27 protein-coding genes, 2 pseudogenes and 1 riboswitch are annotated in these 26931 nt (G+C 73.1%); of the genes and pseudogenes, 7 read left to right on the plus strand and 22 right to left on the minus strand.

What is annotated here, in order from left to right; genetic code table 11:
• Positions 1–140: 140 nt before the first annotated feature.
• From ACZ6X9_RS01310 to ACZ6X9_RS01325, 4 genes are all read right to left on the minus strand, one after another.
• The gene (locus tag ACZ6X9_RS01310) at positions 141–1145 is read right to left on the minus strand and encodes an ABC transporter permease (protein ID WP_469775861.1); all 1005 of its coding nucleotides are present in this window, start codon (positions 1143–1145) and stop codon (positions 141–143) included.
• A gap of 593 nt (positions 1146–1738) precedes the next feature.
• Positions 1739–2500 (minus strand): enhanced serine sensitivity protein SseB C-terminal domain-containing protein, encoded by a 762-nt coding sequence (locus tag ACZ6X9_RS01315; protein WP_469775862.1) that lies wholly within the window; start codon positions 2498–2500, stop codon positions 1739–1741.
• 125 nt (positions 2501–2625) lie between these two features.
• Positions 2626–3405, minus strand: coding sequence for an enhanced serine sensitivity protein SseB (locus tag ACZ6X9_RS01320; protein WP_469775863.1), 780 nt, complete (start codon positions 3403–3405; stop codon positions 2626–2628).
• Entirely contained in the window at positions 3402–4766 is a 1365-nt protein-coding gene (locus tag ACZ6X9_RS01325; RefSeq protein ID WP_469775864.1) for an AAA family ATPase, read from the minus strand. The genes ACZ6X9_RS01320 and ACZ6X9_RS01325 overlap by 4 nt, the downstream gene beginning before the upstream one ends.
• A 139-nt stretch (positions 4767–4905) precedes the next feature.
• Positions 4906–5010: riboswitch (glycine riboswitch) on the plus strand.
• 158 nt (positions 5011–5168) lie between these two features.
• Between ACZ6X9_RS01325 and gcvT the strand changes: the two genes are divergently transcribed.
• The 4 genes from gcvT to ACZ6X9_RS01345 all read left to right on the plus strand — a co-directional run bounded on the left by gcvT (position 5169) and on the right by ACZ6X9_RS01345 (position 9720).
• Entirely contained in the window at positions 5169–6341 is a 1173-nt protein-coding gene (gcvT, locus tag ACZ6X9_RS01330) for a glycine cleavage system aminomethyltransferase GcvT (protein ID WP_469775865.1), read from the plus strand.
• 161 nt (positions 6342–6502) lie between these two features.
• Positions 6503–6880 carry a glycine cleavage system protein GcvH gene (gcvH, locus tag ACZ6X9_RS01335; protein WP_004949856.1) on the plus strand — a complete coding sequence of 126 codons (378 nt, stop codon included), beginning with the start codon at positions 6503–6505 and terminating at the stop codon, positions 6878–6880.
• Between the two features lie 45 nt (positions 6881–6925).
• Entirely contained in the window at positions 6926–8188 is a 1263-nt protein-coding gene (gene glyA / locus ACZ6X9_RS01340; protein ID WP_469775866.1) for a serine hydroxymethyltransferase, read from the plus strand.
• A 149-nt stretch (positions 8189–8337) separates the two neighbouring features.
• Positions 8338–9720, plus strand: a complete 1383-nt coding sequence (locus ACZ6X9_RS01345; RefSeq protein ID WP_469775867.1) for an L-serine ammonia-lyase — start codon at positions 8338–8340, stop codon at positions 9718–9720.
• Between the two features lie 60 nt (positions 9721–9780).
• Here the strand turns inward: ACZ6X9_RS01345 and ACZ6X9_RS01350 are convergent, their stop codons facing one another.
• The 7 genes from ACZ6X9_RS01350 to ACZ6X9_RS01380 form a co-directional block, all read right to left on the minus strand.
• The gene (locus ACZ6X9_RS01350) at positions 9781–10899 is read right to left on the minus strand and encodes a hypothetical protein (RefSeq protein WP_469775868.1); all 1119 of its coding nucleotides are present in this window, start codon (positions 10897–10899) and stop codon (positions 9781–9783) included.
• Positions 10896–11804: a phytanoyl-CoA dioxygenase family protein gene (locus tag ACZ6X9_RS01355; protein WP_469775869.1), complete on the minus strand. Its 909-nt coding sequence runs from the start codon at positions 11802–11804 to the stop codon at positions 10896–10898. Before ACZ6X9_RS01355 ends, ACZ6X9_RS01350 begins: the two co-directional genes overlap by 4 nt.
• Complete coding sequence (locus ACZ6X9_RS01360) at positions 11786–12280, minus strand: lasso peptide biosynthesis B2 protein (protein ID WP_469775870.1); 495 nt, start codon at positions 12278–12280, stop codon at positions 11786–11788. The genes ACZ6X9_RS01355 and ACZ6X9_RS01360 overlap by 19 nt, the downstream gene beginning before the upstream one ends.
• 1 nt (position 12281) lies before the next feature.
• Positions 12282–12533, minus strand: a complete 252-nt coding sequence (locus ACZ6X9_RS01365) for a lasso peptide biosynthesis PqqD family chaperone (RefSeq protein ID WP_469775871.1) — start codon at positions 12531–12533, stop codon at positions 12282–12284.
• Positions 12527–14326 carry an asparagine synthase-related protein gene (locus ACZ6X9_RS01370; RefSeq protein WP_469775872.1) on the minus strand — a complete coding sequence of 600 codons (1800 nt, stop codon included), beginning with the start codon at positions 14324–14326 and terminating at the stop codon, positions 12527–12529. Before ACZ6X9_RS01370 ends, ACZ6X9_RS01365 begins: the two co-directional genes overlap by 7 nt.
• A 120-nt stretch (positions 14327–14446) precedes the next feature.
• Positions 14447–14569: a lasso RiPP family leader peptide-containing protein gene (locus ACZ6X9_RS01375; protein WP_433023445.1), complete on the minus strand. Its 123-nt coding sequence runs from the start codon at positions 14567–14569 to the stop codon at positions 14447–14449.
• A gap of 301 nt (positions 14570–14870) precedes the next feature.
• Entirely contained in the window at positions 14871–15149 is a 279-nt protein-coding gene (locus ACZ6X9_RS01380; RefSeq protein ID WP_469775873.1) for a hypothetical protein, read from the minus strand.
• A 44-nt stretch (positions 15150–15193) separates the two neighbouring features.
• Between ACZ6X9_RS01380 and ACZ6X9_RS01385 the strand changes: the two are divergent.
• Positions 15194–15921 (plus strand): annotated as a pseudogene (locus tag ACZ6X9_RS01385) (tetratricopeptide repeat protein); the annotation flags it as partial.
• Between the two features lie 16 nt (positions 15922–15937).
• A pseudogene (locus ACZ6X9_RS01390) lies at positions 15938–16302 on the plus strand (hypothetical protein).
• Positions 16303–16340: 38 nt separating this feature from the next.
• Here ACZ6X9_RS01390 and ACZ6X9_RS01395 read toward each other — a convergent pair.
• The 5 genes from ACZ6X9_RS01395 to cutA form a co-directional block, all read right to left on the minus strand.
• Positions 16341–16739, minus strand: coding sequence for a YunG family protein (locus ACZ6X9_RS01395; protein ID WP_469775874.1), 399 nt, complete (start codon positions 16737–16739; stop codon positions 16341–16343).
• A gap of 47 nt (positions 16740–16786) precedes the next feature.
• Positions 16787–17296, minus strand: a complete 510-nt coding sequence (locus ACZ6X9_RS01400) for a ferredoxin (protein ID WP_469775875.1) — start codon at positions 17294–17296, stop codon at positions 16787–16789.
• The gene (locus ACZ6X9_RS01405; RefSeq protein ID WP_469775876.1) at positions 17293–18315 is read right to left on the minus strand and encodes an AraC family transcriptional regulator; all 1023 of its coding nucleotides are present in this window, start codon (positions 18313–18315) and stop codon (positions 17293–17295) included. The genes ACZ6X9_RS01400 and ACZ6X9_RS01405 overlap by 4 nt, the downstream gene beginning before the upstream one ends.
• Positions 18316–18582: 267 nt before the next feature.
• A complete protein-coding gene (locus ACZ6X9_RS01410; protein ID WP_469775877.1) occupies positions 18583–19338 on the minus strand; it encodes an ATP-grasp domain-containing protein in 756 nt (251 codons plus the stop codon).
• 439 nt (positions 19339–19777) lie between these two features.
• On the minus strand, positions 19778–20125 hold the full coding sequence (gene cutA, locus ACZ6X9_RS01415; protein WP_469775878.1) for a divalent-cation tolerance protein CutA: 348 nt from the start codon (positions 20123–20125) through the stop codon (positions 19778–19780).
• Between the two features lie 280 nt (positions 20126–20405).
• On the opposite strand from cutA, the gene ACZ6X9_RS01420 reads away from it, so the two are divergent.
• Positions 20406–20714 (plus strand): hypothetical protein, encoded by a 309-nt coding sequence (locus ACZ6X9_RS01420; RefSeq protein ID WP_469775879.1) that lies wholly within the window; start codon positions 20406–20408, stop codon positions 20712–20714.
• 32 nt (positions 20715–20746) lie between these two features.
• Here ACZ6X9_RS01420 and ACZ6X9_RS01425 read toward each other — a convergent pair whose 3' ends face one another.
• The 6 genes from ACZ6X9_RS01425 to ACZ6X9_RS01450 all read right to left on the minus strand — a co-directional run bounded on the left by ACZ6X9_RS01425 (position 20747) and on the right by ACZ6X9_RS01450 (position 26711).
• Complete coding sequence (locus ACZ6X9_RS01425; RefSeq protein WP_469775880.1) at positions 20747–20974, minus strand: EF-hand domain-containing protein; 228 nt, start codon at positions 20972–20974, stop codon at positions 20747–20749.
• Positions 20975–21032: 58 nt separating this feature from the next.
• Positions 21033–21719: an N-acetylmuramoyl-L-alanine amidase gene (locus ACZ6X9_RS01430; RefSeq protein ID WP_469775881.1), complete on the minus strand. Its 687-nt coding sequence runs from the start codon at positions 21717–21719 to the stop codon at positions 21033–21035.
• 617 nt (positions 21720–22336) lie between these two features.
• A complete protein-coding gene (locus ACZ6X9_RS01435) occupies positions 22337–22840 on the minus strand; it encodes an ATP-binding protein (RefSeq protein WP_469775882.1) in 504 nt (167 codons plus the stop codon).
• Positions 22841–23150: 310 nt separating this feature from the next.
• Complete coding sequence (locus ACZ6X9_RS01440; protein ID WP_469775883.1) at positions 23151–23918, minus strand: enoyl-CoA hydratase/isomerase family protein; 768 nt, start codon at positions 23916–23918, stop codon at positions 23151–23153.
• 128 nt (positions 23919–24046) lie between these two features.
• Positions 24047–25282, minus strand: a complete 1236-nt coding sequence (locus ACZ6X9_RS01445; protein WP_469775884.1) for a L,D-transpeptidase — start codon at positions 25280–25282, stop codon at positions 24047–24049.
• A gap of 166 nt (positions 25283–25448) precedes the next feature.
• Complete coding sequence (locus tag ACZ6X9_RS01450; RefSeq protein ID WP_469775885.1) at positions 25449–26711, minus strand: L,D-transpeptidase; 1263 nt, start codon at positions 26709–26711, stop codon at positions 25449–25451.
• Positions 26712–26931: the final 220 nt, after the last annotated feature.

A 26931-nucleotide genomic window follows, 5' to 3' on the forward strand; every position in this document is an offset into this window, starting at 1 on the left:
TCACGGTCCGGGGGCGGACCGCGATGGGGGTGGTTCCTTCAGCTCGTACTCCTGATGCCGGAGCGGCCGACGCGGCTGCCGTGCTGATGCGACGTCAGATCGCTCCGCAGTAAGCGGTGTTGCGCGTAAAACCGGTGCGGCTAGCGCGAACCCTTGGGGTCAAGGGCGTCCCGTACGCCGTCCCCGAAGAGGTTGAACGCCAGGACGGTGACGAAGATGGCGAGACCCGGGATCACCATGAACATCGGGTCGCCCTCATAGGTGCTGACGGCCTTGGAGAGCATCTGCCCCCAGGACGACGTGGGCGGCTTGACGCCGGCCCCGAGGAAGCTCAGCGCGGCCTCGGTGAGGACGTTGGTCGGGATCATCAGCGTGGCGTAGACGGTGATCGGTGCGACCAGGTTGGGCAGCAGCTCGCGGAAGAGGATGTACATCCGGCCGGCGCCCAGGCTGCGCGCCGCCTCGACGTACTCGCGCTCCCTCAGCGAGAGCGTCTGACCGCGGACGATGCGCCCCACGTAGGGCCAGCCGAAGAAGCCGATCACCGCGATGAGGACGGCCATCCGGACGCCCGAACCGGTCAGCCCGAAAAGCTCGTTGGGGACGACGGAGATCAGGGCGATGATGAAGAGGAGCTGCGGGAAGGCCAGCAGGGCGTCCATCACCCGGCTCACCAGGGTGTCCACCCAGCCGCCGAAGTAGCCGGCCACGACACCCAGGACGGTGCCGATCAGCACGGCGACCACGGCCGCGAGGAACGCGACGAGCAGGGAGACCCGGGCGCCGTAGACCACCCGGCTGAAGACGTCCCGGCCGTTGACCGGCTCGACGCCGAACAGGAAGTCGCCGTTGATGCCGCCCCAGGAACCCTTCGGTGTGCCGAACAGGGCGTCGATCTGGTCCTCGTGGTACTCGTTCGGCGGGTGGCCCAGCAGGTCCACGATCAGCGGCGCGAAGATCGCGACCAGGACGAGCAGCAGGACCACGATCCCGCCGGCCAGGGCCAGTTTGTCGCGCTTGAGCCGCGTCCAGGCGATGCGCCAGGGGGAGCGGCCCTCGATCGTCGTGCCCGGGACCGGGATTTCCGCGTCGGCGACGACGGTCGCGGTCCCGGTCGCGCTCGTCTCGGGGAGTGGTGCCGTCATCGTTCGCTGGACCCCTCTCGGCCGGTGGGACCGGCCTCCGCCGACCGCCCGGGGAGGCGGCCGGTCGACATCACTGACACATGCGGTGCTGTGCGGTGCGGTGGCGCAGTGCGGTGCGTTGCGGTGCGTTGCGTTGCGGTGCGTTGCGGTGCTGTGGCGCAGTGCGGTGCGATGCGGTGCGGTGCGGTGCGGGAAGTACAAGCGGAGCTGGTCGTACACCGGACCTGCGGGTCCTTGGAGCGGGAGTCTTCAACGCGTTCACGATCACCCGCCAGACCCGGCGGGCAATGGATGCGCAACCGTGATGTGCGATGCGAGCTTCCGTTATACGGACGGGGGTTGACCCTCAGCGGGGGAACCGGCAGCGGACGTGCGCCTCGCCCGCCACGCGGGCCCGTCCCGTCGCGGGTGCCTCCCGGGCCCCGGCCGGGGGTGCGTGCACGCGGCGGCGGACGGGGGTGGGCGCGCGCGGCGGCGGACGGGTGGGGTGACGGGACCGCGCGGAGGCGTCCGGCCGGGAACGTGCCCGCGCGGGCAGGGCCGTGGGGGCGGGCAGGGCCGTCCGGGCGGGGATTCGCCGGGACGGGAATCCGCTAGTGCGGGTACCCGTACCCCGGCACCGGTGCCGCCGCGCCGCTCGGGGCGGCATGCCCGTAGAACGGGCGGGCGTGGGAGCGCATCCACAGCGCCACCGGGTCGAACTCGTCCGCCATCGCCACCGTGGACACCGGCAGCCCCTCCGGCACCACGGCCACCACCTGCTGCATCATCGACCGGACGGACTCCACGGCCGGCGGGGAGGTGTCGTACAGGTCGAGGCCGATCGCCAGGTAGGCCGCGCCGATGGCCGGCTGCACCCAGGCGCGGCGCAGCGCCCGGACGGCGGGCGTGCGCTGAGCGTGCTGAGCGAGGAGGGCGTAGAACCGCGGGATGTCGACGGTGGGTTCGGTGATCTGGAGGGGGCCGGCGGGCAGCCGGTCCAGGCCGCCGGCGATGCGGCGGAGGTCGAGCCAGGGGATGCCGACGCCGCCGCCCGGGGCGTGCGGGTTGAGCCACAGGCCCCAGCGGCCCGGGTACAGGGACGCGGCGAGGGAGCGGCCGGTGACGACCTCGTGGGCGCGGTTCCAGCCGCTGGCGGCGAGCTCCCGCTCGGAGGTGACGCAGGGGGCGTAGCCGAGGCCGTCGACCTCCATGTTCCCGTACTGGGCGTCGGGCGAGCCGGGGTGGCCGTGCCAGAGCAGCATCCACAGCCTGCCCTCGGCGACGGCGTGCAGCAGCGACTCGTAGACGTCGTACCGCCCGGGCGCCACTTGGCGCAGCACCTGCTCCACGCCGCTCTCCGCGCCCGCGCTCACCTGATCCCGCCCCTTCTCCCGGCCGACGCTCGCGTCGCGTCCGCCCCCTGCCTCACGGCGCGGTCGCGCCTCCCGTACGGTCGTCCAACCAGCTTACGAGGCCGGGGCGACATGCAGGGGAGCAGTCAACGGTCACGGTCGTAGAACGGCGCGACGCGGTCCCGCATCCAGTCGGCGACCGGATCGCGGGTGACGTCGAGGAAGACCGTGCGGACCGGCCAGGGCACGGGGGCGGAGCCCAGGGCGCGACCCAGGGCGTCCACGGCGGCGGCGCGGCTGTCGTCGTCCGGGAGGTCGAGCTCCACGCCGACGAAGAGCTCCGGCGGGCCGCCCTCGACGCTGGCCAGGGCGCGGCGGGCGGTGCGCACGGCGCGGGCGGCGGTGAACTCCAAGCCGGCGGCGGCGAGGAAGGCGGTGGGCTCGTCCTGCCAGTCGGGCTCGTGGAGACGCACCCGGCCGCCGGTGGGCTCGCCCTCCAGCCGCAGCCGGCCGGCCCGGCAGAGCTCGGCGACGGCGGCGGGGGGCAGCGGCGCGGCGACCGTGCCCTCGAAGTTGACGACCACGCCGACCTGCGGGGGCAGGCCGCGGGCGAAATCCACGGCGGGAGCGACCGCGTAGGCCATGTGGTCGCCGACGACGCGGCGGAACTGCTCCTCGGAGCTGAAGACCGGCACGAACGCGGCGCCGCCGAGCTCCACGGTGGGCAGGTCGAGGTCGGGGCTGTCGGGGCCGCCGCCCTTGGGCAGGGGTATCCAGACCTCGCTGCGGGCCAGCGCCTCGACGACGCGCTCACCGGTGCCCGGGACGCCCGCGCAGGCGGCGAGGGTCTCCTCCAGTTCGTTGGCGGGCCAGTTGGGGGCCTCGCCCCTGGCCCGCTCCGTGCCGTGCAGCTCGGGGCCGCTCATCCGTTCTCCCCACGGTCTCGTCGCACTCGCACCCGCACCTTAACGGCCGGCTCCCCGTCAGACGGCGGGAGGGGCACGGCGGACGGCCGGGGCACACGGCGGGAGCGCACCGACGGCGGGACGGCGGCCGGCGGCGCGGGCCGGTGGGCAGCGGGGGCCGGGGGCGGCGGGACGGGCTGCCGCACGGCGAAGACGCCCCGCGGGCGCGGGCCGCCGACGGCTCCCGGGGCGGGGGCGCCGGGGGGCGCTTCCGGCGCGGGGGCGCCCGTGGATGCGCCCGCGAAGGCGCCCGGCGTGACCGACCCCGAGGTGGGCAACCCGAGCGGCCCCGAGGTGGGCGACCGGGGCGGGCCCGGAGCGAGCGGCCCGGGCGGTCCCGGCACCCGTGGCCTCGCGGGGGTTTCCGGCTCGGGCGGCACCGATACGGGCAGCCCCGGTGTGAGCGGCCCGCGCGGCCCCGACGCCGGCGGCGCCGTGGACGTCCCCGGCATGGCCGGTCCCACGGGTGTTCCCGCCTTCGCCGACCCCGCAGACGTACCCGCCTTCGCCGCCCCCGCGGACATACCCGGCATGGCCGGCCCCACGGAGGTACCCGACGTCGGCGCCCCCGTGAAGACGATCGTCCGCAGTGCCGCCGCCGCGGCGCGGTCGAGGAGGAGCACGCTCGTCGCACCGGCCGGGGGCCGGCCCCCGGCCGCCGCCGTGATCAGTCGTTCCATGGCGCGGCGGTGGCGGGCGAACGCGGTCCGGGAGACCGTCCGGCCGCGGGCCCGCTGCCCGGCGAGCGCGGTGCCGGGTTCCACGGCGAGCAGCAGGACGTGCAGCGCGGTGCCGCGGCGGCGCGCCTCGCGGGCCAGTAGGCGGCGGACCCAGCCGCGTTGCCCGCAGTCGTGCACGACGAGGCTCGCGCCGGAGCGCAGGGCGCGCCAGAGGTGCGCGTAGTGCGCGAGGCGCGCGAGGGGGCGGTAGGCGGCGTACGGGAGCCGGACCGGCAGCCGGCGCAACCCGCGCTCCAACCGGGCCCTGGCGTCCTGCGAGTCGACGCTGCGGACGGGGGCGCCCCGGCCGTCGAGGGCCGGTACGACCCGTCGGATCAGGGTGGACTTGCCGGCCCCGGGGAGCCCGGAGACCACCAGCAGATCACCGGCGCGGCAGCACAGCTCCGCCGGGGGCGCCGCCACCCCGCGCAGATCGCGCACCCGAGGCCCGGCGGCCCTCGCCGCCGGCTCCGCCCCCGCCGCCCGCGCGGCCCCCGCCGCCTCCCCCTGGACGCCCGTTCGCACCGCTCCCCCGCCCCTCGCCCGCTCTCCCACGGCCTCGTCGCTCCGTCGCTCGGTGCTCTCGGTGTACCCCACTCGCATACGGAGGGAGTAAAGGAAAAGTAATCCAATGCGATGGGCTGTGAACGGTCCATCGCACGCTCGTACGTGCAATGATGTGCGCGCCAGTGCGCGCCAAGAGCACGACCGACGCGTCACGACCAACTGCATACCGGCCGCTCGAATCCGCGCGGGAGAGTTCCGGCACGGCGCATCGCCGCCCGCCGGGCGCCGAAGGAGCAAGTTCCTCCCTTGAATCTCTCAGGCCCCGTACCGCGCAGGGTGAGGCAGATCTGAAAAGCGGACCGCCCCGCGGTCCCACCCAAGGTGCAAGCCGTGTGCCCTCCGGGGCTCCCGGTGAACCTCTCAGGTTCCGATGACAGATGGGGAGGCCGTCCTTCGACGTCCCCGCGTCCTCGCGACCGCTGCCCGGGAGCCTTGATCATGCCCTCAGAGTCCGCCGCCTCAGAGTCCGTCGCATCAGAGACCGCCACCCCCCGCCGTACCGCGCTCGACGCGCTGCACCGCGCCCTGGGCGCGACGATGACCGACTTCGCCGGCTGGGACATGCCCCTCCGCTACGGGAGCGAGCGCGACGAGCACGTGGCCGTCCGCACCCGTGCCGGTCTGTTCGACCTCTCGCACATGGGCGAGATCACCCTTACGGGTCCGCAGGCCGGCCAGGCACTGGATCACGCCCTGGTGGGCAACCTCTCGGCGCTGATGCCCGGCCGCGCCCGCTACACCATGATCTGCGACGAGCGCGGCGGGATCCTGGACGACCTGATCGTCTACCGGCTGGCCGACGAGGAAGGCCGCCAGAAATACCTCGTCGTCGCCAACGCCTCCAACGCCCAGGTGGTGCTGGACGCGCTCACCGGGCGGGCCGCCGGCTTCGACGCCGAGGTGCGCGACGACCGGGAGAACTACGCGCTGATCGCCGTCCAGGGCCCGGCCTCCCCCGCCATCCTGAAGTCGGTCACCGACGCCGACCTGGACGGCCTGAAGTACTACGCGGGCCTGCCCGGCACGGTCGCCGGCGTCGAGGCGCTGATCGCCCGGACCGGCTACACCGGCGAGGACGGCTTCGAGCTGTTCGTCGCCCCCGCCGACGCGGAGAAGCTGTGGCAGACGCTGACCGAGGCGGGCGCGGACGCGGGCCTGGTCCCCTGTGGCCTGTCCTGCCGGGACACCCTGCGCCTGGAGGCGGGCATGCCGCTGTACGGGCACGAGCTGACGACGGCGACCACGCCGTTCGACGCCGGGCTCGGCCGGGTCGTGAAGTTCGACAAGCCCGGTGACTTCGTGGGCCGCGCGGCGCTGGAGGCCGCCGCCGAGCGTGCCGCGGACGCCCCGCCGCGCAAGCTGGTGGGCCTGGTGGCCGCGGGCCGCCGGGTGCCGCGGGCCGGCTACCCGGTGGTGGAGGCCGCCACCGGCACGGTGATCGGCGAGGTCACGTCCGGCGCCCCCTCCCCCACACTCGGCAAGCCGATCGCCATCGCCTACGTGGACGCGGCCCACGCCGCGCCCGGGACGGCCGGGGTCGCGGTGGACATCCGCGGCAGCCACGAGCCGTACGAGGTGGTGGAGCTGCCGTTCTACCGGCGGGAGCGCTGACCTCCGGGACATCCGGGTAGGGAGCGGGCATCGAGCCGCAAAGCAGGCGGAATGCCCGATTTCCGAACGGAACCCCCGCCCTTCGTCTCACCTGGCAAGACGCCCCTGGCCGGACCAGGGGTCCTGCACAAGCATCGATCCGCGTACAGGAGAATCGACCCATGAGCAACCCCCAGCACCTCCGTTACACCAAGGAGCACGAGTGGCTGTCGGCCACCGACGAGAACGGTGTGGCGACGGTGGGTATCACCGAGTTCGCGGCCAACGCGCTCGGGGATGTCGTCTACGCGCAGCTCCCGGCCGTCGGCGACACCATCACCGCGGGCGAGACCTGTGGTGAGCTGGAGTCCACCAAGTCGGTCAGCGACCTCTTCGCCCCCGTCACGGGCGAGGTCGTCGAGGCCAACCAGGACGTCGTGGACGACCCCTCGCTGGTGAACTCCGCCCCCTTCGAGGGCGGCTGGCTGTTCAAGGTGAAGATCACGGACGAGCCGGCGGAGCTGCTGACCGCCGACGCGTACACGGACTTCGCCGGCTGACCCGCGTCCCGCCTCCACCCGGCCCCTCCCGCCCAGGAAGAACTCATGTCGCTTCTGAACAGCTCCCTCCATGAGCTCGACCCCGACGTCGCCGCCGCTGTCGACGCCGAACTCCACCGTCAGCAGTCCACGCTCGAGATGATCGCCTCGGAGAACTTCGCTCCGGTCGCGGTCATGGAGGCCCAGGGCTCGGTCCTCACCAACAAGTACGCCGAGGGCTACCCGGGCCGCCGCTACTACGGCGGCTGCGAGCACGTCGATGTCGTCGAGCAGATCGCCATCGACCGGATCAAGGCGCTGTTCGGCGCCGAGGCCGCCAACGTGCAGCCGCACTCGGGCGCCCAGGCCAACGCCGCGGCGATGTTCGCGCTGCTCAAGCCGGGCGACACCATCCTGGGTCTGAACCTCGCCCACGGCGGGCACCTGACCCACGGCATGAAGATCAACTTCTCGGGCAAGCTCTACAACGTGGTCGCCTACCACGTCGACGAGCAGACCAACCTGGTCGACATGGAGGAGGTCGAGCGCCTCGCCAAGGAGCACCGCCCCAAGCTGATCGTCGCCGGCTGGTCCGCCTACCCGCGTCAGCTCGACTTCGCGGCCTTCCGCCGGATCGCCGACGAGGTCGGCGCGTACCTGATGGTCGACATGGCCCACTTCGCGGGCCTGGTCGCCGCCGGGCTGCACCCCTCCCCGGTGCCGCACGCGCACGTGGTCACCACCACCACGCACAAGACCCTCGGCGGTCCGCGCGGCGGTGTGATCCTCTCCACGGCCGAGCTCGCCAAGAAGATCAACTCGGCGGTCTTCCCCGGTCAGCAGGGCGGCCCGCTGGAGCATGTGATCGCGGCCAAGGCGGTCTCCTTCAAGGTCGCGGCGAGCGAGGAGTTCAAGGAGCGCCAGCAGCGCACCCTGGACGGCGCGAAGATCCTGGCCGAGCGCCTGGTCCAGGACGACGTCAAGGAGCACGGCGTCTCCGTCCTGTCCGGCGGCACCGACGTGCACCTGGTCCTGGTGGACCTGCGCCACTCCCTGCTGGACGGCCAGCAGGCCGAGGACCGCCTCCACGAGGTCGGCATCACGGTCAACCGCAACGCCGTCCCGAACGACCCGCGCCCCCCGATGGTCACCTCGGGCCTGCGGATCGGCACCCCGGCACTGGCCACCCGCGGCTTCACCACCGAGGACTTCCGCGAGGTCGCGGACGTCATCGCCGAGGCCCTGAAGCCCGAGTACGACGCCCAGGCGCTGCGCGCCCGCGTCACCGCGCTGGCGGACAAGCACCCGCTGTACCCCGGCCTGAAGTAGGACCGGACCTCCGGTTTTACCGGGATGTACGGGGCATCGCGCACACTGGAGGTGAGCGCGGTGCCCCGCACCACGTCACAACCGCATATCGCTGTATCGCTGTACCCCCCACACCCTTTGTTCCACCCCCGACCCGAGGAGCTGCCACCGTGGCCATCTCCGTATTCGATCTCTTCTCGATCGGCATAGGCCCGTCCAGCTCCCACACGGTCGGCCCGATGCGCGCCGCCCGGATGTTCGTGGGCCGCCTGAAGAAGGACGGCCTGCTCGCCCAGACCGCCTCGGTGCGCGCGGAGCTCTTCGGCTCCCTCGGCGCCACCGGGCACGGCCACGGCACCCCCAAGGCCGTCCTCCTCGGTCTGGAGGGCCACTCCCCGCGCACCGTGGACGTCGAGATCGCCGACGACGAGGTGGAGCGCATCCGCACCACCAAGCGCCTGCGCCTCCTCGGCACCGAGATCGGCTCGGACCACGAGATCGACTTCGACGACTCCACGCAACTGATCCTGCACCGCCGCCGCTCGCTGCCGTACCACGCCAACGGCATGACCCTCTTCGCCTACGACGAGAGCGGCGCGCCCCTGCTGGAGAAGACGTACTACTCGGTCGGCGGCGGCTTCGTGGTGGACGAGGACGCGGTCGGCGCGGACCGGATCGTCCCCGACGACACCGTCCTGAAGTACCCGTTCCGCACCGGCGACGAGCTGCTGCGGATGTCCCGCGAGTCCGGCCTGTCGATCTCCGCGATGATGATGGAGAACGAGAAGGCCTGGCGCACCGAGGACGAGATCCGGGCCGGCCTGCTGGAGATCTGGCGCGTCATGCAGGCGTGCGTCAGCCGCGGCATGTCCCGCGAGGGCATCCTCCCCGGCGGCCTCAAGGTCCGCCGCCGCGCCGCGAGCACCGCCCGCCAGTTGCGCGCCGAAGGCGACCCGCAGGCCCGCGCGATGGAGTGGATCACCGTCTACGCGATGGCGGTCAACGAGGAGAACGCGGCCGGCGGCCGCGTCGTCACCGCCCCCACCAACGGCGCCGCCGGCATCATCCCGGCCGTTCTGCACTACTACATGAACTTCGTCCCCGGCGCGGACGAGGAAGGCATCGTCCGCTTCCTCCTCGCCGCCGGCGCGATCGGCATGCTCTTCAAGGAGAACGCCTCCATCTCCGGCGCCGAGGTCGGCTGCCAGGGCGAGGTCGGCTCGGCCTGCTCCATGGCCTCCGGCGGCCTCGCCGAGGTCATGGGCGGCTCCCCCGAGCAGGTCGAGAACGCGGCCGAGATCGGCATGGAGCACAACCTCGGCCTCACCTGCGACCCCGTCGGCGGCCTGGTCCAGATCCCCTGCATCGAGCGCAACGGCATGGCCGCGGCCAAGGCCGTCACGGCGGCCCGCATGGCCCTCCGCGGCGACGGCCGGCACCACGTCTCCCTCGACAAGGTCATCAAGACCATGAAGGAGACCGGCGCCGACATGAAGGTCAAGTACAAGGAGACGGCCCGGGGCGGCCTGGCGGTCAACGTCATCGAGTGCTGATCCCCTGACCTCGCGAGCGCCCCGCCCGGACTCCCGGGCGGGGCGCCGCCGTTGTGGCCGTCAGGCATGCACCCGCCGGTGTTCGAGCCGGGCCGTCTCGACCGCCGCGGCCGAGACGTAGAGGGTGAGCGCCCGCCCGCCGTGGACCAGCTTGGCCGCCACCCAGTGGAACGGGTTCGCCCGCTCCGGTACGGCGGCGGCGTGGTCGTCCACCAGCCGCCCGACCCCCGCCAGGAGCGCCGGGCCGAGGCTTTCGCGCAGCCTGCCGTGCGGCTCGCGCCGGCGCGGGGCGTACAGGTCGAACGGCAGGTACAGCGTGGCGTCGTCCGGCCGCGTCCCGTCGCGCGAGGTCATGCTCCAGCACAGCGTCGGGCGTACCCCGGGCATGTCGAGCGGCTTCGAGCCCGGCGGGGCGGTGTCCGTCACCAGGCCCGTCGCGGCGGCCACCGCGGCGGGGCCCAACGGGGCCAGGCGGGCTTCGAGTTCGGCGGTCGAGCGCTCCGCGACCGTCGTGTAGAACTTCATCCGGGCGTGCGGGGACTCGTCCACGTCGAGCGCGAAGAAGGCCGGCATCAGGTGGGCCATGCCCCGCGGGTCGTGGCGCCGCAGCCAGCTCCACGCGCCGCGCTGCCCGAGCCGGTCGAGTGCCGTCGCGACGGCCTCCCGGCTGCGCTCGGTGCCCGCCGCCAGCGTGTCGAAGTACACCTTGGGGCGCGCGATCCCCGAGGCGCGGACCGAAGCCGCCAGGCACATCCCGAACGCCGCCCGCCCGCTGCGCGGCCGGAACAGTCCGGCGACCCGCCGGGCCCGCTCCGGGCGCGCGAGGCCCAGGCGTTCCAGCCCGTCCAGCGTCCGCAGGCCGCGCTCCCAGCTCCCGGCCGCGGAGGCGGGGCCCCGCGCGGGGAGCGGCCGGAAGAAGATCCGGACGTCGACGCGGTCCCCGTCGAGTACGAGGGAGTACTCGAACGGGGCGGTCGCCACGGCGTCCTCCCGGGTCCCGCCGCCGTCGGTGTCCCGCGAGACCCGGTGCCCCCACCCGTCGAAGAGGTGCCGGACGGACTCCTCGGCCGCCGCGTCGAAACGTTCCCCCAGGCCGAACACCTCTCCCAGGTAGCGCAGGCCGTCGACGGCCAGTCCGGCGTATCCGGGCCGCTCGGTCGCGGGGCGACCGGCCGTCACGGGGCGACCGCGTCGGCGGCCCGCGGCAGGTAGGGCTTGGCGTCGATCCCGGGGTACATCCGCTCCAGGTGCGCGATCGTCTCGTCGGTCCAGTAGTCGTCCCCGGGCGGCGGGAAGCCCAGGAGGTGGCGCTGGCGCGGGCTCAGCTCGACCATGAGCTCGTGCTGGGTGTGCCAGTTGGGGTGGGCGGGGCGCATCGACCACAGGTGCTTGTCCGTCCAACGGGCCTGTGCGGCGTGCATGTTGAAGAAGAGCGCGAGCCGCCGCCCGTACCGCCCGTTGTAGGCCGACCCCCGGTGCACGATGTCGCCGACGAACAGCAGGAGCGAGCCGGCCTCGGCCTCCACCGGCCGCTCCCGCTCGTACAGTTCGGGGTAATCCGCCTTGTCGTACGAGCCCTTGCCCGCGTCGGTCAGCAGGGGCAGCCCGAGGTGCGCGGCGCGGTCGACGACGTAGGTGGGCCCGGTGTCCACGGTCACGTCGGTCAGGTAGAGGATGCCGTACACGCGCTGGTAGACGCCGTCCGCCCGCGGGTGCACCAGGCTGCTGGCCGCCCAGGCGTCGTTGTGCAGGGTCTGGTCCCGGCTCTCCCCGTACGCCGTGCCGTACTTGGCCTGGATGAAGGAGCTCGTCAGCCGCAGGTCGGTGGTGCCGAGCAGTTCCTCGACGACGTCGATGACCCGGGGGTCGAGCGCGTGCCGGTTGAGGTCGTTGCTGGTGAAGGGGAACGGGACCGCGTGCTTGAGGCCGTTGACCTCCTCGGGCGTGCTCCCGTTCGCCTCCGGGTCGGGGAAGTAGGTGGCGACCGCGGCCTGCGCCCGTGCGAGGGCCTCCCCGGTCAGGAAGCCGGGCACCAGCGCGTATCCCCGGCCGGCCAGTCGCTCCGCTATGCGCTTGGTGTCCATGGTGTCCGTCCGTCTCGGCTCTCGGTGGGGTGGTCGTGCGGCCTGCCGCTCCGTCCGGTGCGGGGGTCCCGGGATACGACGATGTTCTTGTGGAAGGCGTCAAGCCGCAGGGACTCGCCGACCGCCCGGCCCCCGACCTCGATCCAGGCGTGCGCGGCGAAGGGCAGCAGGCTGACGCCGGAGACCCAGTCGGGCCAGCCGCCCCGCAGGCGGGCCAGCAGGGCCGCGGCGATCGACCGCTCCAGGCAGTACGGGCCGGCGGCGCGGCGGCTGACGGAGACGACGTCGGCGCGCGCGGCGAGGGCCTCGGCGCGGGTGGCGGGCCGGGCGCCGCGGCTGAGCAGGCGCAGCACCCGCTCCAGCGCGTGCGGGCTCAGCCGGGTCAGCAGGCGGCTCACCGCGACGGCCAGCACCGGCAGGGGCAGCCGGCGCAGAGGCAGCCGGGCGCGGGGCTCCAGGGTCATGGGGAGTGTCACGTCAGATCAGCACCTTCGCGCGTCGCATGGTGTCGATCAGCCTCGCGACGTCGCCGGGTATCCGGCCGGCCGCCTCCGGGTGGCGTGCGCACAGCTCGCCCACGACCTCGTCCGGTGTGCGTCCGGCGGCGAGCATCTCGAAGACCGCCGTCCCGGTCGGGTTGACCCGGAAGTACGTGCCGGACTTCTTGTCCAGGAGAACGGCCGCGTCCTCGGTCTTGGTGAGGACGACGTGCGGGGAGATCTTCAGCATGGTGAGGCCAGTCGTCGGTGGGCGAGGGGGCGTTCGGGCGCCGGAGCGGGCGCCTGCGCCACAGCCCGCATCCAGACCTCGGCGGCGACGGTCGTCTCCAGCGCGTTGGTCTCGTACTCGGGACGCATGGTGTCCCGCAGGGCGGCGCGCAGCCGGTCGATGTGCACCAGGCCGTGCTCGGCGAGCAGCGAGTCCTCGAACAGGCCGAGGAGCGAACGGCGGTTGCGGGCCAGGCCGCGGTGGACCGACATGCTGAACTCGCCCTTGGTGGAGCGCGACAGCGCGCCCGCCCGGGAGTCCGGCGGCGCGCCCACGCGCATGGCGGCCTTCAGGACGGGTTTGAACCCGGTGCCCGGCAGGGCCTCGGCGCGTGAGACCGCCAGGGCGGCCTCCAGTACCGCGTCGTCCATGTACGGCAAGGACAGGGTGATGCCGTGGTGTTCCATCAGGGCTCTCAGCGGGCCAAGCCGTTGTCCGCCGATGCGGTGTCCCGCGACGCTGGTGTGCACCGAGCGGGTGCCGGCCTGCGGGGTCCGGCCGGCATCGGCGGCGGTCGCGACCGCGCGCACGGCGTCGACGCCTGCGGGGGTCGACCACGGGGGCACGCGGACCTGCGGGCCCCAGTTCAGGCCGGGGCCGAGGAGGTCCGGCCGGGGCAGGTGCACACTGCGCAACTGCTCCTCGAACCAGCCCCGGTACGTCTGCCGCCGGGCGAGCGCGCGCAGGACGGAGGGCATGCTCCAGCGCCTCAGCCGCGCGAGGTCGCGGATCCCGAGGACCGCCGCCAGGGGTGCGTGCGCGGAGAGGTCGGCGAAGTGCGACGGCGCGACGGTGAACAGCTCGTCGCCCCCGAATCCACCGACGTGCGTGTCCGAGCCGGTGGCGGCGAAGATCTTCGCCATCGCGGTCTTCCGCGCCCGGTTCCGGATCAGGGTGTACGGCTCGCCCAGTCCGTACGGGACGTCCTCGACGAGCCCGCGGCCGGGTTCCCAGATGCCGTCGTACGGGCCGGGGACGTCCTCGGGGCCGAGGACCGTCAGCGGACGGTCGATCTCCCGGGCGGCGATCGCCGCCCAGTGGGCGTCGTCGTGGTTGGGGTCGACGGTCCGCTCGACGAAGCACGGGAAGCGGGCGCCCTGGCCGGCCAGCAGGAAGCAGAGGGACGTCGAGTCCATGCCGCCCGACAGGTCCGCCGAAAGGCCGCCGGCCGTGGCCCGCCGGACGGCCACCGCCTCCTCCAGCGCGGCCCGTACCCCCGGCGCGCCGTCGGCCACCGACAGCGCCGGCGCCGGGGGGCGCCACCAGGTGGTGAGCTCGGCCCGGTCGGCGGTCATGCGCAGCCGCCGGTCGGCGGGGAGCCGGTGGACCCCGTGCCAGTAGGTGCCGTGGGTCAGCCCGTAATCGAAGCCGGGGTGCAGCATCCCCCAGGCCGCCATCTCGATGCGCGGGGTGGCGCCGCCGAGCCGGGCCAGCGGTTCGACCGAGTCGGACGCGGCGTACGAGCCGTCCCGGCACCGGGCGTAGAACACCTGGCGCAGGCCCGACGCGCTCCCCTGGACGTGGGTCGAACGGCCGTCGGCGTAGAGGATGTGAAAGCTGCCGGAGATCTCGTGTGCGGCGGCCATCAGGCCGACGACGTCGTCGTGCCGCGCCAGCAGGCGGGCCAGACGCCCCGCGTCGATGCTCGTCTCACCGAACAGCGCGAGGCGTCTGACGCCGGCTTCCGCGGCGATCAGGCGGGAATGGGAGCAGTCCGCGATCACCCACGTCCGGCCTGACGCGTACGTAAGCACTTCGGCGTTCTCGGTCGGCCCGGGGTGGGCCGGACATGCGTCATCGGCATTCTCCGGGAAAGCGATGAACCATGACGCGCTCAAGGAATCCCCCCAGCCGACCGAATGCGTACACCGCGATCAGATGATCGCGGTACCCTCGCCGTCGTTGCTGGCCCAGCCGTACCACATCGTGACCTCGGAGAACTCGCCGATGGGCAGCATTTCGGGCGCCTCGTACTCGACAATCTCGTGATCGTTCATATGCGTCACCCCCTTCCCCTCGATGGGGCCGCAACTTAACAAGAGGGAGCGGGGGTTCGCGAGAACGCGTTTTCGGTGTGGCCGCCGATTATGGCCGGAAGAAACGGTCCGGGCGGGATGGGAATATCGAACTCCTTTTACCGGGTGACGGGCATGTCCACTGGTCCCCTTGCGCATCAGGCGCGCGTCGCGGCCCGACGCGCACTCGGCGGCGACGCACCGCCGAGTGGACTCGAACGGCCGGAAGCAGGCCCTCTTGTTGAGCCCCCCCCCAACGCCGCCGCGCCCGGTTCGACCGCCGTCAGCCGTGCACCCGCCGGTGCTCCCGCCGCCAGTGCCCGGCCCGTTCCCGGGCGATCCGGCCTTCGGCGGCCGTGTCTCCCGCCCGCACCGCGCCGGCGAGCGCGTCCCGGAGCGACGCGCAGCGGACGCAGGGGCGGCGGGGCCGCTGGGAGACCGCGGGGAGGGTGTACATACCTACGGCGACGGGCGGCGGGCCGGATGTGTGCGGAACGGTGACCACGTACTCGTGCATGATCGCCAGGTCGGGCCGCCGGGGGCTCGTCGCATGCGTGTTCACGTCACCCGATCCGGTCGTCCTGCACCCCTTCCGGGCTGAGCCCGGCCGCCGCCGACCTGTGTTACCTGACCGGTTACATGGCCGTCGACGAGGGCTTCCACGGCCTGGCCCAGTGCTACTACGTCAAGGCTCTGGAGCTGGCCGGTGCGGTGGGCGACCACCTCACGTACTGCACGACCCTGCGCGGGATGAGCGTCCAGGCCGTGGACCTCGGGCACGGGCGCGAGGCGCTGCGCCTTGCCGACGCGGCGGCCGCCGCGTCCCCGCAGGCCGGCCCTCGGATGCGCGCCTTCCTTGCCGGGCAGCGGCGCACGCGGCGGCCCGCACCGGCGACCGCGCGGGTGCGCTGGCGTACCTCCGGGAGGCGGAGGTGGCGATGGAGAAGGCCGAGTCCCGGGCGAGGGCGTTCGGTTCGTACGATCCGTCGTCACTGCTGTACCACGTGAGCCAGGTCCGCCACGAACTCCGGGACGTCTCCGGTTCGGTGGCCGCGCTGAAGGAGTCCGACCGGGTGCGGCAGGGCGTGTTCCGGCGGGCCCGCGTCCGGCACCGCTGCACCCTCGCCGAACGACAGTGGGAACTGGGCCACTTGGAGGAAGCCTGCCGCACCTGGCACCTCGCCCTGGACGACTACCCCGATGTCCATTCCGGCCGCGCGGACGACCGCGTCCGCGCCCTGAACGCCCGCCTTCGCCCCCATCTGCGCAACCGTGCCGCGAGGGAACTCCACGAACGGGCGCGCCGCCTCGCCCCCGCGCTCGTCGGGACGTGAACCGAAAGGAATCCCCTTGTCCGAGAATGAAGGCGTCCGGCTGTTCCGCGAAGCGTGGTTCGCCGGCGTGCGCGCGTACTTTCCCGGGGAGCCCAAGCCCGGCTACGTCACCCTGTGGGGGGACACACCGGACTGGGAAAGGGCCGCCGCGGGAGCGGTGTACGAGCAGGTGCGGCGGTTCCTCGCCGTCAGCGACGGGCACGCGGCGCGGCTGACGCGCGAGCAGAAGGGCCGGTTCGTGGCCCTCTGCTGACCGCGCAGATGTACAGGCATTCCGCGGATCCGAAGCCGGGTTATGTCGCGGACTGGCCGGAACTGCCGGCATGGCAACGGGAGACGGACGCCGACGTCTTCGAGGCGATCGAGAAGGCGGTCGGCTGAGCGTCACCCCCGGAGGCCGTCTGCCCGCCCGAACCGGCTCAAGCGGCCGGCTCCGGCAGGTGTCCGAGGTGCCCGGTGACGCGTTCGCGCAGCAGGAGGTACGCGTCCCAGCGGCGGAGCGGGCCCGGCGGGCGCCTGACGACGCGCGCGTTCGTGAGCGGTTGGCCCCGGCGGAACTGTTCGCGGGTCAGGTCGAGTTCGACGCCGCTGGGCAGCCGGTTCCACCAGTGGTAGGCCTGCCGGGTGCCGTCGGGGCGGACCTCGGCGACCACCAGCTCGCCGCCGAAGATGTCGTTCACGATCAGCGCGGTGATGTCGCAGTGCCCCAGGGCGGGGTTCCCGGGGGACCATTCGGGCCGGTCGTCGGGTGAGCAGGTGTCGGCGGCCCAGCTCACCCGCAGGGCGGCGTCCAGCTCTGACAGAGTCCAGGCAGTCATACCGGCAGCGTCGCAGCCCCCACTGACATTCCGGGTGCCTCCGCCGGTCAGAGTCCCGGCAGCCGGTCCGTGGAGGAGGGTGGACGGCCCTCCTCCAGCCGGAAGAGGTAGATCCGCAGGTCCGTGGCCAACTCGCCGTACAGAGACGCCGCGTAGTCGCGCGCGGCCGCGGCCACGTCCTGTCCGGTCGCGGCGTCGATCTCGTCCCACCGCCGCCTGTGGTCCGCCAGGTACCGGATGATCCGGTCGCGGTCGCGCCACCACTCGCGGACGGCGGACGGCGTCCACCACGCGTCGCCGTCGCATCCGTACCCGAGGAACGGTTCCTCGCCCGCGGCCGTCACGAGGGCGGCGGTCTCGGCGGGCGTGCGGGGCTGACGGTAGACGAACTCGGTGAGGTGCTCGGCCTCGTACAGCACGTGCCGTGGCGCGTGCAGCCGGCCTGTCCGGCATGTGTCGGTGCCGCCGCCGTAGAAGGGGCCGGGCACGTTCAGCCACAGGCGGTCCTCCCAGCGGCCCTGGAAGAGGGCGCGGTCCCGTTCGGCGAGCGGGGTCACCCCTCCGACCCGTGCTCCTCCGCCGACCACCGCCGTACCGCCCGCCGCAGGGACCGGGGGTCGGAGTAGCCGAGGCGGTCGGCGAGGGCGGCGTTGGCCGGGCGGCCCGTGCGGCGGGCCAGGTCGGCGTGGCGGCGGCGGGCGGCGTCCAGTTCCACGCGCCAGGTGGTGCCGGATTCGGCGAGGCGGCGTTGCAGGGTGCGGCGGCTCATGGTGAGGTGCCGGGCCACGTGGTCGAGGGCCGGGGGGCCTTCGGCGAGGCAGGTGTCGAGGGCCTGGCGGAACCGGTCGCGCCAGTCGGCGGGCGGCGGCGGGGGCAGGGTCGCGGCGTAGCGGCCGAGGATGGCGCCCAGCCGCGGGTCGGCGCCGGGGACCGGGCGGGCGAGGTCGGCGGTGCGGAAGGTGACCGTGGCCCGGTCCTGGCCGAAGTCGACGCCGCGCTCGGCGCCGAGGGCCTCGGTGAGGGTGGCGTGCCTGCGCGGTGCGGACTGGGAGAAGCCGACGTGCAGCGGGTGCACCGGCGTGCCCGTCACCCCGCGCGACCGGGCGCAGAGCACGGCCAGGGCGAACTGTTCGGCCAGTTCCACCTGCCGGGGTTCGCCCTCCACGTAGTGGAAGGAGAAGGTGGTCTCCCGTTCGTTCCGCGCATGGAGCGCGAAACGGCCGTTGGTGGTGATGAAGTGCAGGTGCCGGGTGCTGCTCTCCATCGCGGCGCCGAGCGTCGGCGCGTTGGCGAAGAGGTAGTCGAAGAGCCCGAGCGCGCCGAGGCTGTACCAGCCGGCGATGGACACCGGCGAGTCCGGTACGTCCAGCGCCCGTTCCACCAGTTCCCAGACGCGCATCGTGCACCGGGCCGGGATCGTGACCTCGTCCTCGGCCAGCGCCCAGTCCGGCACCCCGGCCTCGCGGGCGATGCGGTCGGGGTCGGCACCGCTCGCCGCCGCCGCGGTGAGGAGGAACTTCGACAGGACGATGGAGTCCAGCTCGCCGGTCGTCCCGGTGGTCAGCGCTTCTGCCATGGGTTCATTTTCCGACACGTTGGCGCGTCGTGTGCCACGGGTGGCACGTTCGGTCCTGGGCAGGGGCGCCTCGGTCTGGGCAATCTGGAACGGCCGCGGGGCTTGGGCGGCCGAAAACGGACGCTGTCCGTCCATCGGCGGCCTTTCAGGGCCTCGCGGATCGGAGTGCGAGCGGGTACGGGGGTCCGGCTCGCGGTCCCACGTCAATCGACCGACGACCGTCAGGAGGGGAGTCGTCGGACGGCTGACGCCACAGGGGCCTCACCGCTACCGGAGGGCACGCCCCCGGACGAACGGACGGTCCCGGTCCGCGACGGCCGTGCACGGCCCGGCGGCCCGCAGCACGACGTCGAGGGCCGTGTCCGGATCGGTGGTGTAGAGGCCGCTCGCCCACGCGGCGTTTGCCTCGATCACCGCCCAGCCGCCCGCGACGGTTCCCACGTCGACGACCACGGCGGAAGGCAGCGTGTCCGCGTGAGCGGCGAGCAGCTCCGCGCCGAAACGGGCGGCGTCGGGGGCCAGGGGGCCGAGAACGAGCCGGCCCCGTTCGCCGTACCGGCTCCCGCCGCGCACCGCGCCGTCCAGGACGAACAGCCGGTACTCGGCGGTGAACTCGACCACGTCGCTCACCAGGACGGTCGTGGCCGGGTCGACGGCGTCGGGGCCGGGCAGCCGCGAACCGTCGGCGTAGACCATCGCGCGTATCCCCTTGTCGTTCGGGGACTTGACGAAGGCGGGCCGGCGGAGGCCGTACGCCTCGCCGATCGGCACCGCCCGCACCTCGCGCCGCGTGCACTCCCGCGGCAGCCGGGCGAGCCAGTCGGCCGGGGCCTCCAACGGAGCGATCCCCAGGGCGGGCGCCACGGCGTCCGCGAACGCCGGCCCGGCATGCAGGCGCTCCGCGCGGAACCCGTCCGGAACGGTGAAGTCCGGCAGCCGGACGGTACGGAGGCCGCGCCGGACGGCGGCGTCCCGTACGGACTCGGCGGAGGCGGTGAGGCGGGGCGGCAGGACGAGCGTCATGGCGGCCGATTCTCGCCCGGGGGCGTCGGAAGCGCCCCCGGTTTTCCGACCGCCCCCTCGGCCCGCCGCCGGAGCCTCGGGCCGCCGACGGCACCTCATCCCGTCACCGCCGCCCCGCCGTACGCCGCCCGCGCCACCGCGACGGCCGCCCGGTCCGATCCGCCGGGCGAGCGGTACGGGGAGGCGCTCGCCCGGCGGATACCGGCGCACTGTTCGCCCCGGGGCGCTCGCCGACGGATACCGGCGCGCTGTTCGTCCCAGGGCGCTCGCCACGGCTCGGCCGTGACCGTGCCGCGGTGAGGGTGAACGGTCTCGTGCTCCTCCCCGAGCCGGGAGCGTCAGGAGGTCTCCGAGCGCAGCCACGTCAGATAGGCGTCGCTGCCCGCCGTGACCGGCGTCGCGATGAACGGTCTCGTGTTCCCTCCCGAGCCCGGGAGCGTCAGGAGGTCTCCGAGCGCAGCCACGTCAGATAGGCGTCACTGCCCGCCGTGACCGGCGTCGCGATCACCTCGGGGACGTCGTACGGGTGCCCGGCACGGATGTGGGCCTCCAGCTCCGCGTACCGGGCGGTCGTCGTCTTGTAGAGGACGCGCCATTCGGTGTCGCTCTCGATCGCTTCCTGCCACCGGTAGACGCTGGTCACCGGACCGTCGATCTGGGCGCAGGCCGCCAGCCGGCGCTCGACGGCGCTCGCGGCGAGGCGCCGGGCGGTCTCTTCGTCGGGGGCCGTGGTCAGCACGGCGAGGCAGGGGGTCGTCGCGTCCGCGGGAGGGGTCGTGGCGTCCATGGGCCGACGGTATCGCGGGGCGGGGCGGGGGCGGGCGGTGAGGCGGCCGGATGTGCGGCGGGCGAGTGCCGCGCTCTGCCGGCCGGAGCGGTTCCGGTGCACGCTTACGGCGGACCCGGGCGGTGCGTCCGGCGGCCCCGGGCGGCACGTACGCCCCCGAACCCCGGGCGGCGCGTACGCCCCGGAACTCCGGGCGGCGCATCCGCCGGGAACCCCGCCCGACCTGGGCCCGAGCATGATCCGGGCCGCGTTGTCAGTGGTGCCGCGTACGCTCGCGAGCATGAGTTACGCAGACCTGCGCGAACTCCACAGCGCGCTCAATACCGCTTCGGACATCGCCTACGCCCTGGACGCCCCGCCCACCGCAGAGGAGGCCGGGCAGATCGTCGACGCCCTGCGCCGGGCGCTGGACGCGGCCCGTGCCCTGGGTGCCGCGCACGGCGCGACCGGGTGCTCGCTGCACCCCAAGGGCGCCGTGGACCCGTTGTACGGGGACGAGGAGGATCCGCTGCCCCCGGGCTGGGGCCGCTGCCTGTTGTGCAACGACGCGCGGCGCCGGGCGGGCGCCCAGCGGCGGGGCGGGCGCTGACCCGCCCCCGGCCGCCGGCCGCGCGGCGCCGGTCAGCCCTTGGTCTCGGGCTTGTTCCGGGCGGCCCAGAACTCGTCGAAGGACATCAGCCCGTCGCCGTTGGCGTCCTTGGAGTTGATGATCGCCTGGGCCACGGTCTCGGTGACGAACGGGTCGCCGAGCCGGGCCATGGCGCTCTTGTACTCGGCGGCGGTGATGAAACCGTCGCCGTTGGCGTCGAACTGCGCGAACACCTTGCGCGCTTCCTCGATGTCAGCCATGTGGGCCTCCCCTGATCTGCCGCGCACCGTGCGTCGCGGGCTTGTTGACCGGCACAGATTAGCCGCCCGCGGCCAAGTGCCCGGTCACGAGTTCCAGGTAGCGGTCCCAGTCCCAGTACGGGCCGGGATCGGTGTGCGTGGAACCGGGCACTTCCACGTGTCCGATGATGTGGTCGCGGTCGGCGGGGATGCCGTAGCGCGCGCAGACGGCGGCGGCGAGCCGGGCGGAGGAGCGGTACAGCGCGTCCGTGAAGTATTCGGGCCGGTCCACCCACCCCTCGTGCTCGATGCCGATGCTGCGGGTGTTGTAGTCCCAGTTGCCGGCGTGCCAGGCGATGTCCCGCTCGCGGACGAACTGGGCGATGTAGCCGTCGGCCGAGGCGACGGCGTAGTGCGCGGAGACCTTGGACTTCGGGTCCTGGAAGATCTTCACGGTGTCCGGGAAGGTCTCCTGGGTCACATGGATGACGAGGTACTCGACCGGATACGCGCCGGGGCGACCGGAGACGGTGTAATTCGCGCCGGCGGCCGGGATCCAGTGGGTGGGCGGGTACGCGTCCGGAGGCCGGGACGCGGCCGAGGCGGCCGGGCGGCCGACGCTGAAGGCGGCGGCCGCTCCCAGGGCGGCCACGCCGAGCAGCGTGGCGGTACCGCCGAGCGCGCGGCGGCGCGGCACGCCGCCCGGACCGGGTCCGAGCGGGGGCGTGGCGTCCAACGGCGCGTCGTTCAACGGCTCAGCGTCCATGGGGTCTCCGGGAGGCGCGAGGGGAACGTCGGACGGGGACATGACACCCACAGACAGTGTGGGCGCGCAAGCACCGCCGCGCCGGGGACTCGCGAGCGATCCCGGTATTGGTCTGCACCTACTCGACAGACAGCCGCATATCCATAAGTTACTCAGCGGATTGATTCATGGAAAAGAAGGCGAGTGGCACAACTCACCTTCGATTACCCTGAGTCATTTGGGAGATCACCGTCAAATCCCCCCATACCGTCGCTATTGAGGTTTGGCCGGGCACCGCCCTGTCTGCCATAGTCGGTGGCACGACCCCCATTGACCCGGGCTCGGTCGTCACCTGCCGCGGAACACACCCCAATTCTCCGCGGCGCCAGAAAGAGGCCCCTCCCGTCGCAGGACGACGGACCGGGGCCTCTCGGCGTACCGAGGGAACCGGAAGGCGATCTTCAACGCCGCCACACGAAAGCCCGCCCGACGGCCCCCACACGACAGCCCTCACGCGACAGCCCTCACGCGACGGCTCCCACGCGAAAGCCCCTTACCCAGAGCCTCCGCACGCAGAGCCTCCGCACGCAGAGCGCCCGCGCACAGGGCCCCGCGTCCGAAGCCCCCGCGAGACGCGGTCAGCGGTCGGCCACCCGCATCTCGAACCACGTCGTCTTGCCCCGCGCCAGCAGGTCCACGCCCCACCGGTCGGCGAGCCGGTCGACGAGGAACAGCCCGCGCCCGCTGATGTCCAGCTCGCCCACCGGCACCAGGCAGGGCAGCCCGCGCGAGGGGTCGCGCACCTCGGCCCGGATCCAGCCCCGGCGCCGCGCCAGCCGCAGGCCGAAGTGCCGGGCGCCGGTGTGCCGGACGGCGTTCCCGACGAGCTCCGAGACCAGCAGCACCGCGTGCTCGGCGAGCCGCTCGGAGAGACCCCAACGGCAGACGATCACCGCCTGGGTGAGCCGCCGCACGGCGACCGTGGACTCCGGGCAGGAGGGCATCCGGATCTCACGGACCGTGGGGTCGCCGTACCGCTCGAGCGCCTTGAGCGCCAGTTCGTCGTCAACCGCCGGAGCCCAGCGCGTCTCGGCCGTACCGACTCCGCGTCGCGGCTGCTCCGTTCCCTCCAGACCCGCCATGCCCCCATGATGGCCGCCGAAAGGCCGCCCGGGAGTGGAACCTTCGGATTCGGTTTTCCGGAAGAGACCCCTCCGAGCCCTCGCGACGACATATGCCAGAGGCTTCATCCGCCGTGGCACACCACGACTGACCTGCGATGACCGCAGGTGCACGAAAGATCGTCGCGGGTGTCCGGCCGGGTCAACACCAGGGGTCCGCACACCCCTCGAAATTCCCCCACAAGAGGCAACCCCCGGAACCTGATCCTCCGCGCACACCCGCTCGGGCCCGGGGGTCACTTGCTGTCAGTTCATGCCAAGTGGCCTGCTGTCAGACGAACTTGGCCTTGCCCGGACCGTCCTCGACAAAACTGCGCATACCGATCTCACGGTCCTCGGTGGCGAACAGTCCGGCGAACCAGTTGCGTTCGATGGCCAGTCCGGTGTCGATGTCGGTCTCCAGGCCGGAGTCCACCGCCTCCTTCGCGGCCCGCAGGGCGATGGCGGGTCCGGCGGCGAGCCGGGCGGCCCAGGCGTGCGCCTGCTCGTACACCTCGGCGGCCGGGACGACCCGGTCCACCAGGCCGATGGCCAGCGCCTCGTCGGCCTTGACCTGGCGGCCGGTGAAGATGAGGTCCTTGGCCTTGGACGGACCGATCAGGCGGGGCAGCCGCTGGGTGCCGCCCGCGCCCGGGATCAGGCCGAGCAGGATCTCCGGCTGGCCGAGCTTGGCGTTGTCGGCGGCGATCCGGAAGTCGGCGCAGAGCGCGAGCTCGCAGCCGCCGCCCAGCGCGTAGCCGGTCACCGCGGCGACCACCGGCTTGGGGATCCGGGCAACGGCGGTGAAGGCGTCCTGGAGCGAACGGGACCGGGCGATCATGGCCGGGTGGTCCATGTCCCGCATCTCCTTGATGTCCGCGCCGGCCGCGAACACCTTCTCCCCGCCCCAGAGGACCACGGACCGCACGTCCGCACGGTGGGTGATCTCCTCGGCCAGCTCGCGCAGCCGGTCCTGGGTGGCGATGTCCAGCGCGTTCATCGGCGGACGGTCCAGCCGGACCGTCCCGACGCCGTCGGCGACCTCAAGATGCACAGTCATGGCAGCAGGTTAGACGCCGGGAAACGGCGACGGCCCGGTGCACTTGGTCACAGTGCGCCGGGCCGTGCCGAACGGGACGGGAAGGACGGGACGGGAGGTTCGGGAGGGACGGTGTGGGAGGGCTGGGGTCAGTTGCCCTTCGTCCACTCCGACCACGGCATGTTCCAGCCGTTGAGGCCGTTCTCCGGCGCGATCACCTTGTCGTCGGAGTTCTTCACCACGACGACGTCACCGATCATCGAGTTCTTGAAGAACCAGGAGCCGGGCATCGAGGGGTCGCCGCCGCCGCGCTGGTCCTCCAGGCCGACGCAGCCGTGGCTGGCGTTCTCGGAGCCGAAGGTGCCCGAACCGGACCAGTAATTGCCGTGGATGAAGGTGCCGGACGTGGACAGGCGCATCGCGTGCGGCACGTCCTTGATGTCGTACTCGCCACCGAAGCCGACCGTGTCACCGTTCATCCGGGTCACTTCGTACTTCTCGCTGATGACCATCTGACCGTTGTAGGTCGAGTGGCCGGGGGCGCCCGCGGAGATCGGCACGGTCTTGATGATCTTCCCGTCGCGCTCGACCTTCATGGTGTGCGCCTTGGCGTCCACCGTGCTCACCTGACGGCGGCCGACGGTGAACTTCACGGTCTTGGTCTGCGTGCCGTAGACGCCGGGGCGGCCTTCGACGCCGTTGAGGTTCAGGTTCAGCGTCACCTTGGTGCCGGCGGCCCAGTACTTCTCGGGGCGGAAGTCGAGACGGTCGTTGCCGAACCAGTGCGGCTTGACCTCGACGGCGGGCTCGGCGGTCACCTTGACCGCCCGCTCCACGGCCTTGGGGTTGGTGATGCCCCGGCTGAAGGTGAGCGAGACCGGCATGCCCACGCCGACGGTGCTGCCGTCCTCGGGCGTGAAGTAACCGGCGAAGGTGTTCTGCGGGGTGAGGGTGGTGAACGACGCGTGCTTGGCGGACTCGCGGCCTTCCTTGTCCTTGGCTATCGCGTCCACCGCGTACTTGGTGGAGGCGGCCAGGTGGGCGACGGGCTCCCAGAGGGACCCGCCGCGGGATATCTTCCCCTCTATTCGGCCGCCCTTGCCGTCCGTCACCTTCACCGACGTCAGAGTGCCCTGCTCGGCGGTGACCTTGAGCGCCCCGCTCGTCTTCACGCCGGTCGCGCCGTCCTTGACCGCGATCGAGACCATGGCCTGGGACGGGCCGTCGGCGGCGACCTTCCTGCCCGCCTTGCCGCCCGGATCCGAGGCTTCCTTGTCGCCTCCGCACGCGGTCGCCACGGTCATCACCGCGGCCAGTACCAGGGCGGACAGCGCTCCCCGGCGGCCCCTTCTCCCGGCTCTTCCGGACAGCGGCAACACGTTCACTACGGTTCTCTCCTCATCGCACGGCCCGCGGCCACGCGGCGCCCCCGAAGCGCGTCCTCCGCGCATGGCGATAGATAACCATACGGATCGGACAGCCCGGTCCCGCCAAGGTCACCGTTGGGTTCCAAGTGGCACGCGAGCGGGGGTGCATAGGGTGCCGACCGGGTCAATCCACCCCGGTGGAGGAGGCCGAGCGGTCCAGCGCGGAGCCCGCGCGCCACTGTGCCCAGGTCAGATTCCAGCCACTCAGCCCGTTGTCCGGCAGCACCGGGCTCCGCCCGGAGTTGATCACTTCGACGGTGTCGCCGACGAGGGACGCGCCGTAGAACCAGGCGGCCGGGGTGGCGCCTCCCCCGTGTTCCGCGTCCCGCAGCCCGATGCAGCCGTGGCTGACGTTCCGGGCGCCGAACGTCGCGGCGGGAACCCAGTAGTTGCCGTGCAGGAACGTCCCCGTGGCGGTGAGCCGCATGGCGTGCGGCACGTCCTTGATGTCGTACGCGCCGCCGAAACCGACCGTGTCACCGTTCATCCGGATCACCGGCGCCTTCTCGCTGATCACCATCCGGCCCGTGTACGTCTCCGTCCCGGGGCCGCCCGTGGTGACCGGCACCGTGCGCAGCGTCCGGCCGGCGCGGACCACCGTCATGGTGTGCGCGGCGGCGTCCACGGTGCTCACCTGGTCGCGGCCGACCCGGAAGGCGATGCTCCGGCGCTGGAGCCCGTAGACGCCGGGCGCCGCGCGGACGTCGCGGAGCCGCAGGTCGACGGTGACGAGGGAGCCGGGCGCCCAGCGCCGGCGCGGGCGGAAGTCCAGCCGGGAGGGGCCAAACCAGTGGCCGGCGACCTCGGTCCGCGGCCAGGCGGTGACCCTGACGGCCCGTTCGACCGCGGCCCGGTCGGCGACCGGCCGGCTGAAGGCGAGGGAGACGATCATGCCCGTGCCGACCGTGGCGCCGGGGTCGGGGGCGACCGCGGCGACGACGCGGTGTTCCGGGACGTACGTCCGGAACTCACTGTGCTGCGTCGCCCGTCGGCCCGCCGCGTCCCTGGCCGTCACGTCCACGGTGTAGCGGGCGGCGAGCGCCACCCGCCGGGCGTCCGGCCGCCAGCGGCGCCCGTCGGCGGAGATCCGCCCGGCGACCGGGCGGCGGACGCCGTCCCGGATCCGGATCGCCCGCACCCGTTCCAGTCGCCCCTGCCGCACCCGTACCTCGAACCGGTCCGCGGCCCGGACCTCCCGGGCGCCGGGGCGCGGGGTGACCCGGATCAGCCCGGCGACCGGCCGCGGATCGTCCGAGGGCGCCGCCACCGGGGCGGCGGAGTGGGACCGTGTCGCGCGCGGGGCGTCGGCGGCGCAGCCGCAGAGCATGGCGAGGGCGGCGAGGGCGCACAGTCCGCGCAGGGCGCGCGGGAGGGCAAATCCTGTCACATCCGTCCCAACGACCCGGTTCCCCACGGGAAACGAACCGGCACTCGCTTGCCGCGCCCGGTCACACGTGTGAGCGCATACGAGGATCCGGGCCGGACATGCGCGGAACCGGGCAGGAGTGGGAAGGAAACCCCGAAGGAGCCCCGGGACGCGGGGCGGAGGCCGCACCGCCGGACACCCGTACGGGACGCCGGGTGCCCGGTGCGCGCCGTCCGAGAGC

Source organism: Streptomyces sp. NPDC052910, assembly GCF_055585605.1.

Excerpts from the sequence above, each read along its gene's own strand:
- ACZ6X9_RS01310 (WP_469775861.1), bottom strand. The coding sequence starts at position 1,145 with ATGACGGCACCACTCCCCGAGACGAGCGCGACCGGGACCGCGACCGTC.
- ACZ6X9_RS01320 (WP_469775863.1), bottom strand. The coding sequence starts at position 3,405 with ATGAGCGGCCCCGAGCTGCACGGCACGGAGCGGGCCAGGGGCGAGGCC.
- ACZ6X9_RS01325 (WP_469775864.1), bottom strand. The coding sequence starts at position 4,766 with ATGCGAGTGGGGTACACCGAGAGCACCGAGCGACGGAGCGACGAGGCC.
- gcvT (WP_469775865.1), top strand. The coding sequence starts at position 5,169 with ATGCCCTCAGAGTCCGCCGCCTCAGAGTCCGTCGCATCAGAGACCGCC.
- gcvH (WP_004949856.1), top strand. The coding sequence starts at position 6,503 with ATGAGCAACCCCCAGCACCTCCGTTACACCAAGGAGCACGAGTGGCTG.
- glyA (WP_469775866.1), top strand. The coding sequence starts at position 6,926 with ATGTCGCTTCTGAACAGCTCCCTCCATGAGCTCGACCCCGACGTCGCC.
- ACZ6X9_RS01355 (WP_469775869.1), bottom strand. The coding sequence starts at position 11,804 with ATGGACACCAAGCGCATAGCGGAGCGACTGGCCGGCCGGGGATACGCG.
- ACZ6X9_RS01365 (WP_469775871.1), bottom strand. The coding sequence starts at position 12,533 with ATGCTGAAGATCTCCCCGCACGTCGTCCTCACCAAGACCGAGGACGCG.
- ACZ6X9_RS01375 (WP_433023445.1), bottom strand. The coding sequence starts at position 14,569 with ATGAACGATCACGAGATTGTCGAGTACGAGGCGCCCGAAATGCTGCCC.
- ACZ6X9_RS01395 (WP_469775874.1), bottom strand. The coding sequence starts at position 16,739 with ATGACTGCCTGGACTCTGTCAGAGCTGGACGCCGCCCTGCGGGTGAGC.
- ACZ6X9_RS01405 (WP_469775876.1), bottom strand. The coding sequence starts at position 18,315 with ATGGCAGAAGCGCTGACCACCGGGACGACCGGCGAGCTGGACTCCATC.
- ACZ6X9_RS01410 (WP_469775877.1), bottom strand. The coding sequence starts at position 19,338 with ATGACGCTCGTCCTGCCGCCCCGCCTCACCGCCTCCGCCGAGTCCGTA.
- cutA (WP_469775878.1), bottom strand. The coding sequence starts at position 20,125 with ATGGACGCCACGACCCCTCCCGCGGACGCGACGACCCCCTGCCTCGCC.
- ACZ6X9_RS01420 (WP_469775879.1), top strand. The coding sequence starts at position 20,406 with ATGAGTTACGCAGACCTGCGCGAACTCCACAGCGCGCTCAATACCGCT.
- ACZ6X9_RS01425 (WP_469775880.1), bottom strand. The coding sequence starts at position 20,974 with ATGGCTGACATCGAGGAAGCGCGCAAGGTGTTCGCGCAGTTCGACGCC.
- ACZ6X9_RS01430 (WP_469775881.1), bottom strand. The coding sequence starts at position 21,719 with ATGGACGCTGAGCCGTTGAACGACGCGCCGTTGGACGCCACGCCCCCG.
- ACZ6X9_RS01435 (WP_469775882.1), bottom strand. The coding sequence starts at position 22,840 with ATGGCGGGTCTGGAGGGAACGGAGCAGCCGCGACGCGGAGTCGGTACG.
- ACZ6X9_RS01440 (WP_469775883.1), bottom strand. The coding sequence starts at position 23,918 with ATGACTGTGCATCTTGAGGTCGCCGACGGCGTCGGGACGGTCCGGCTG.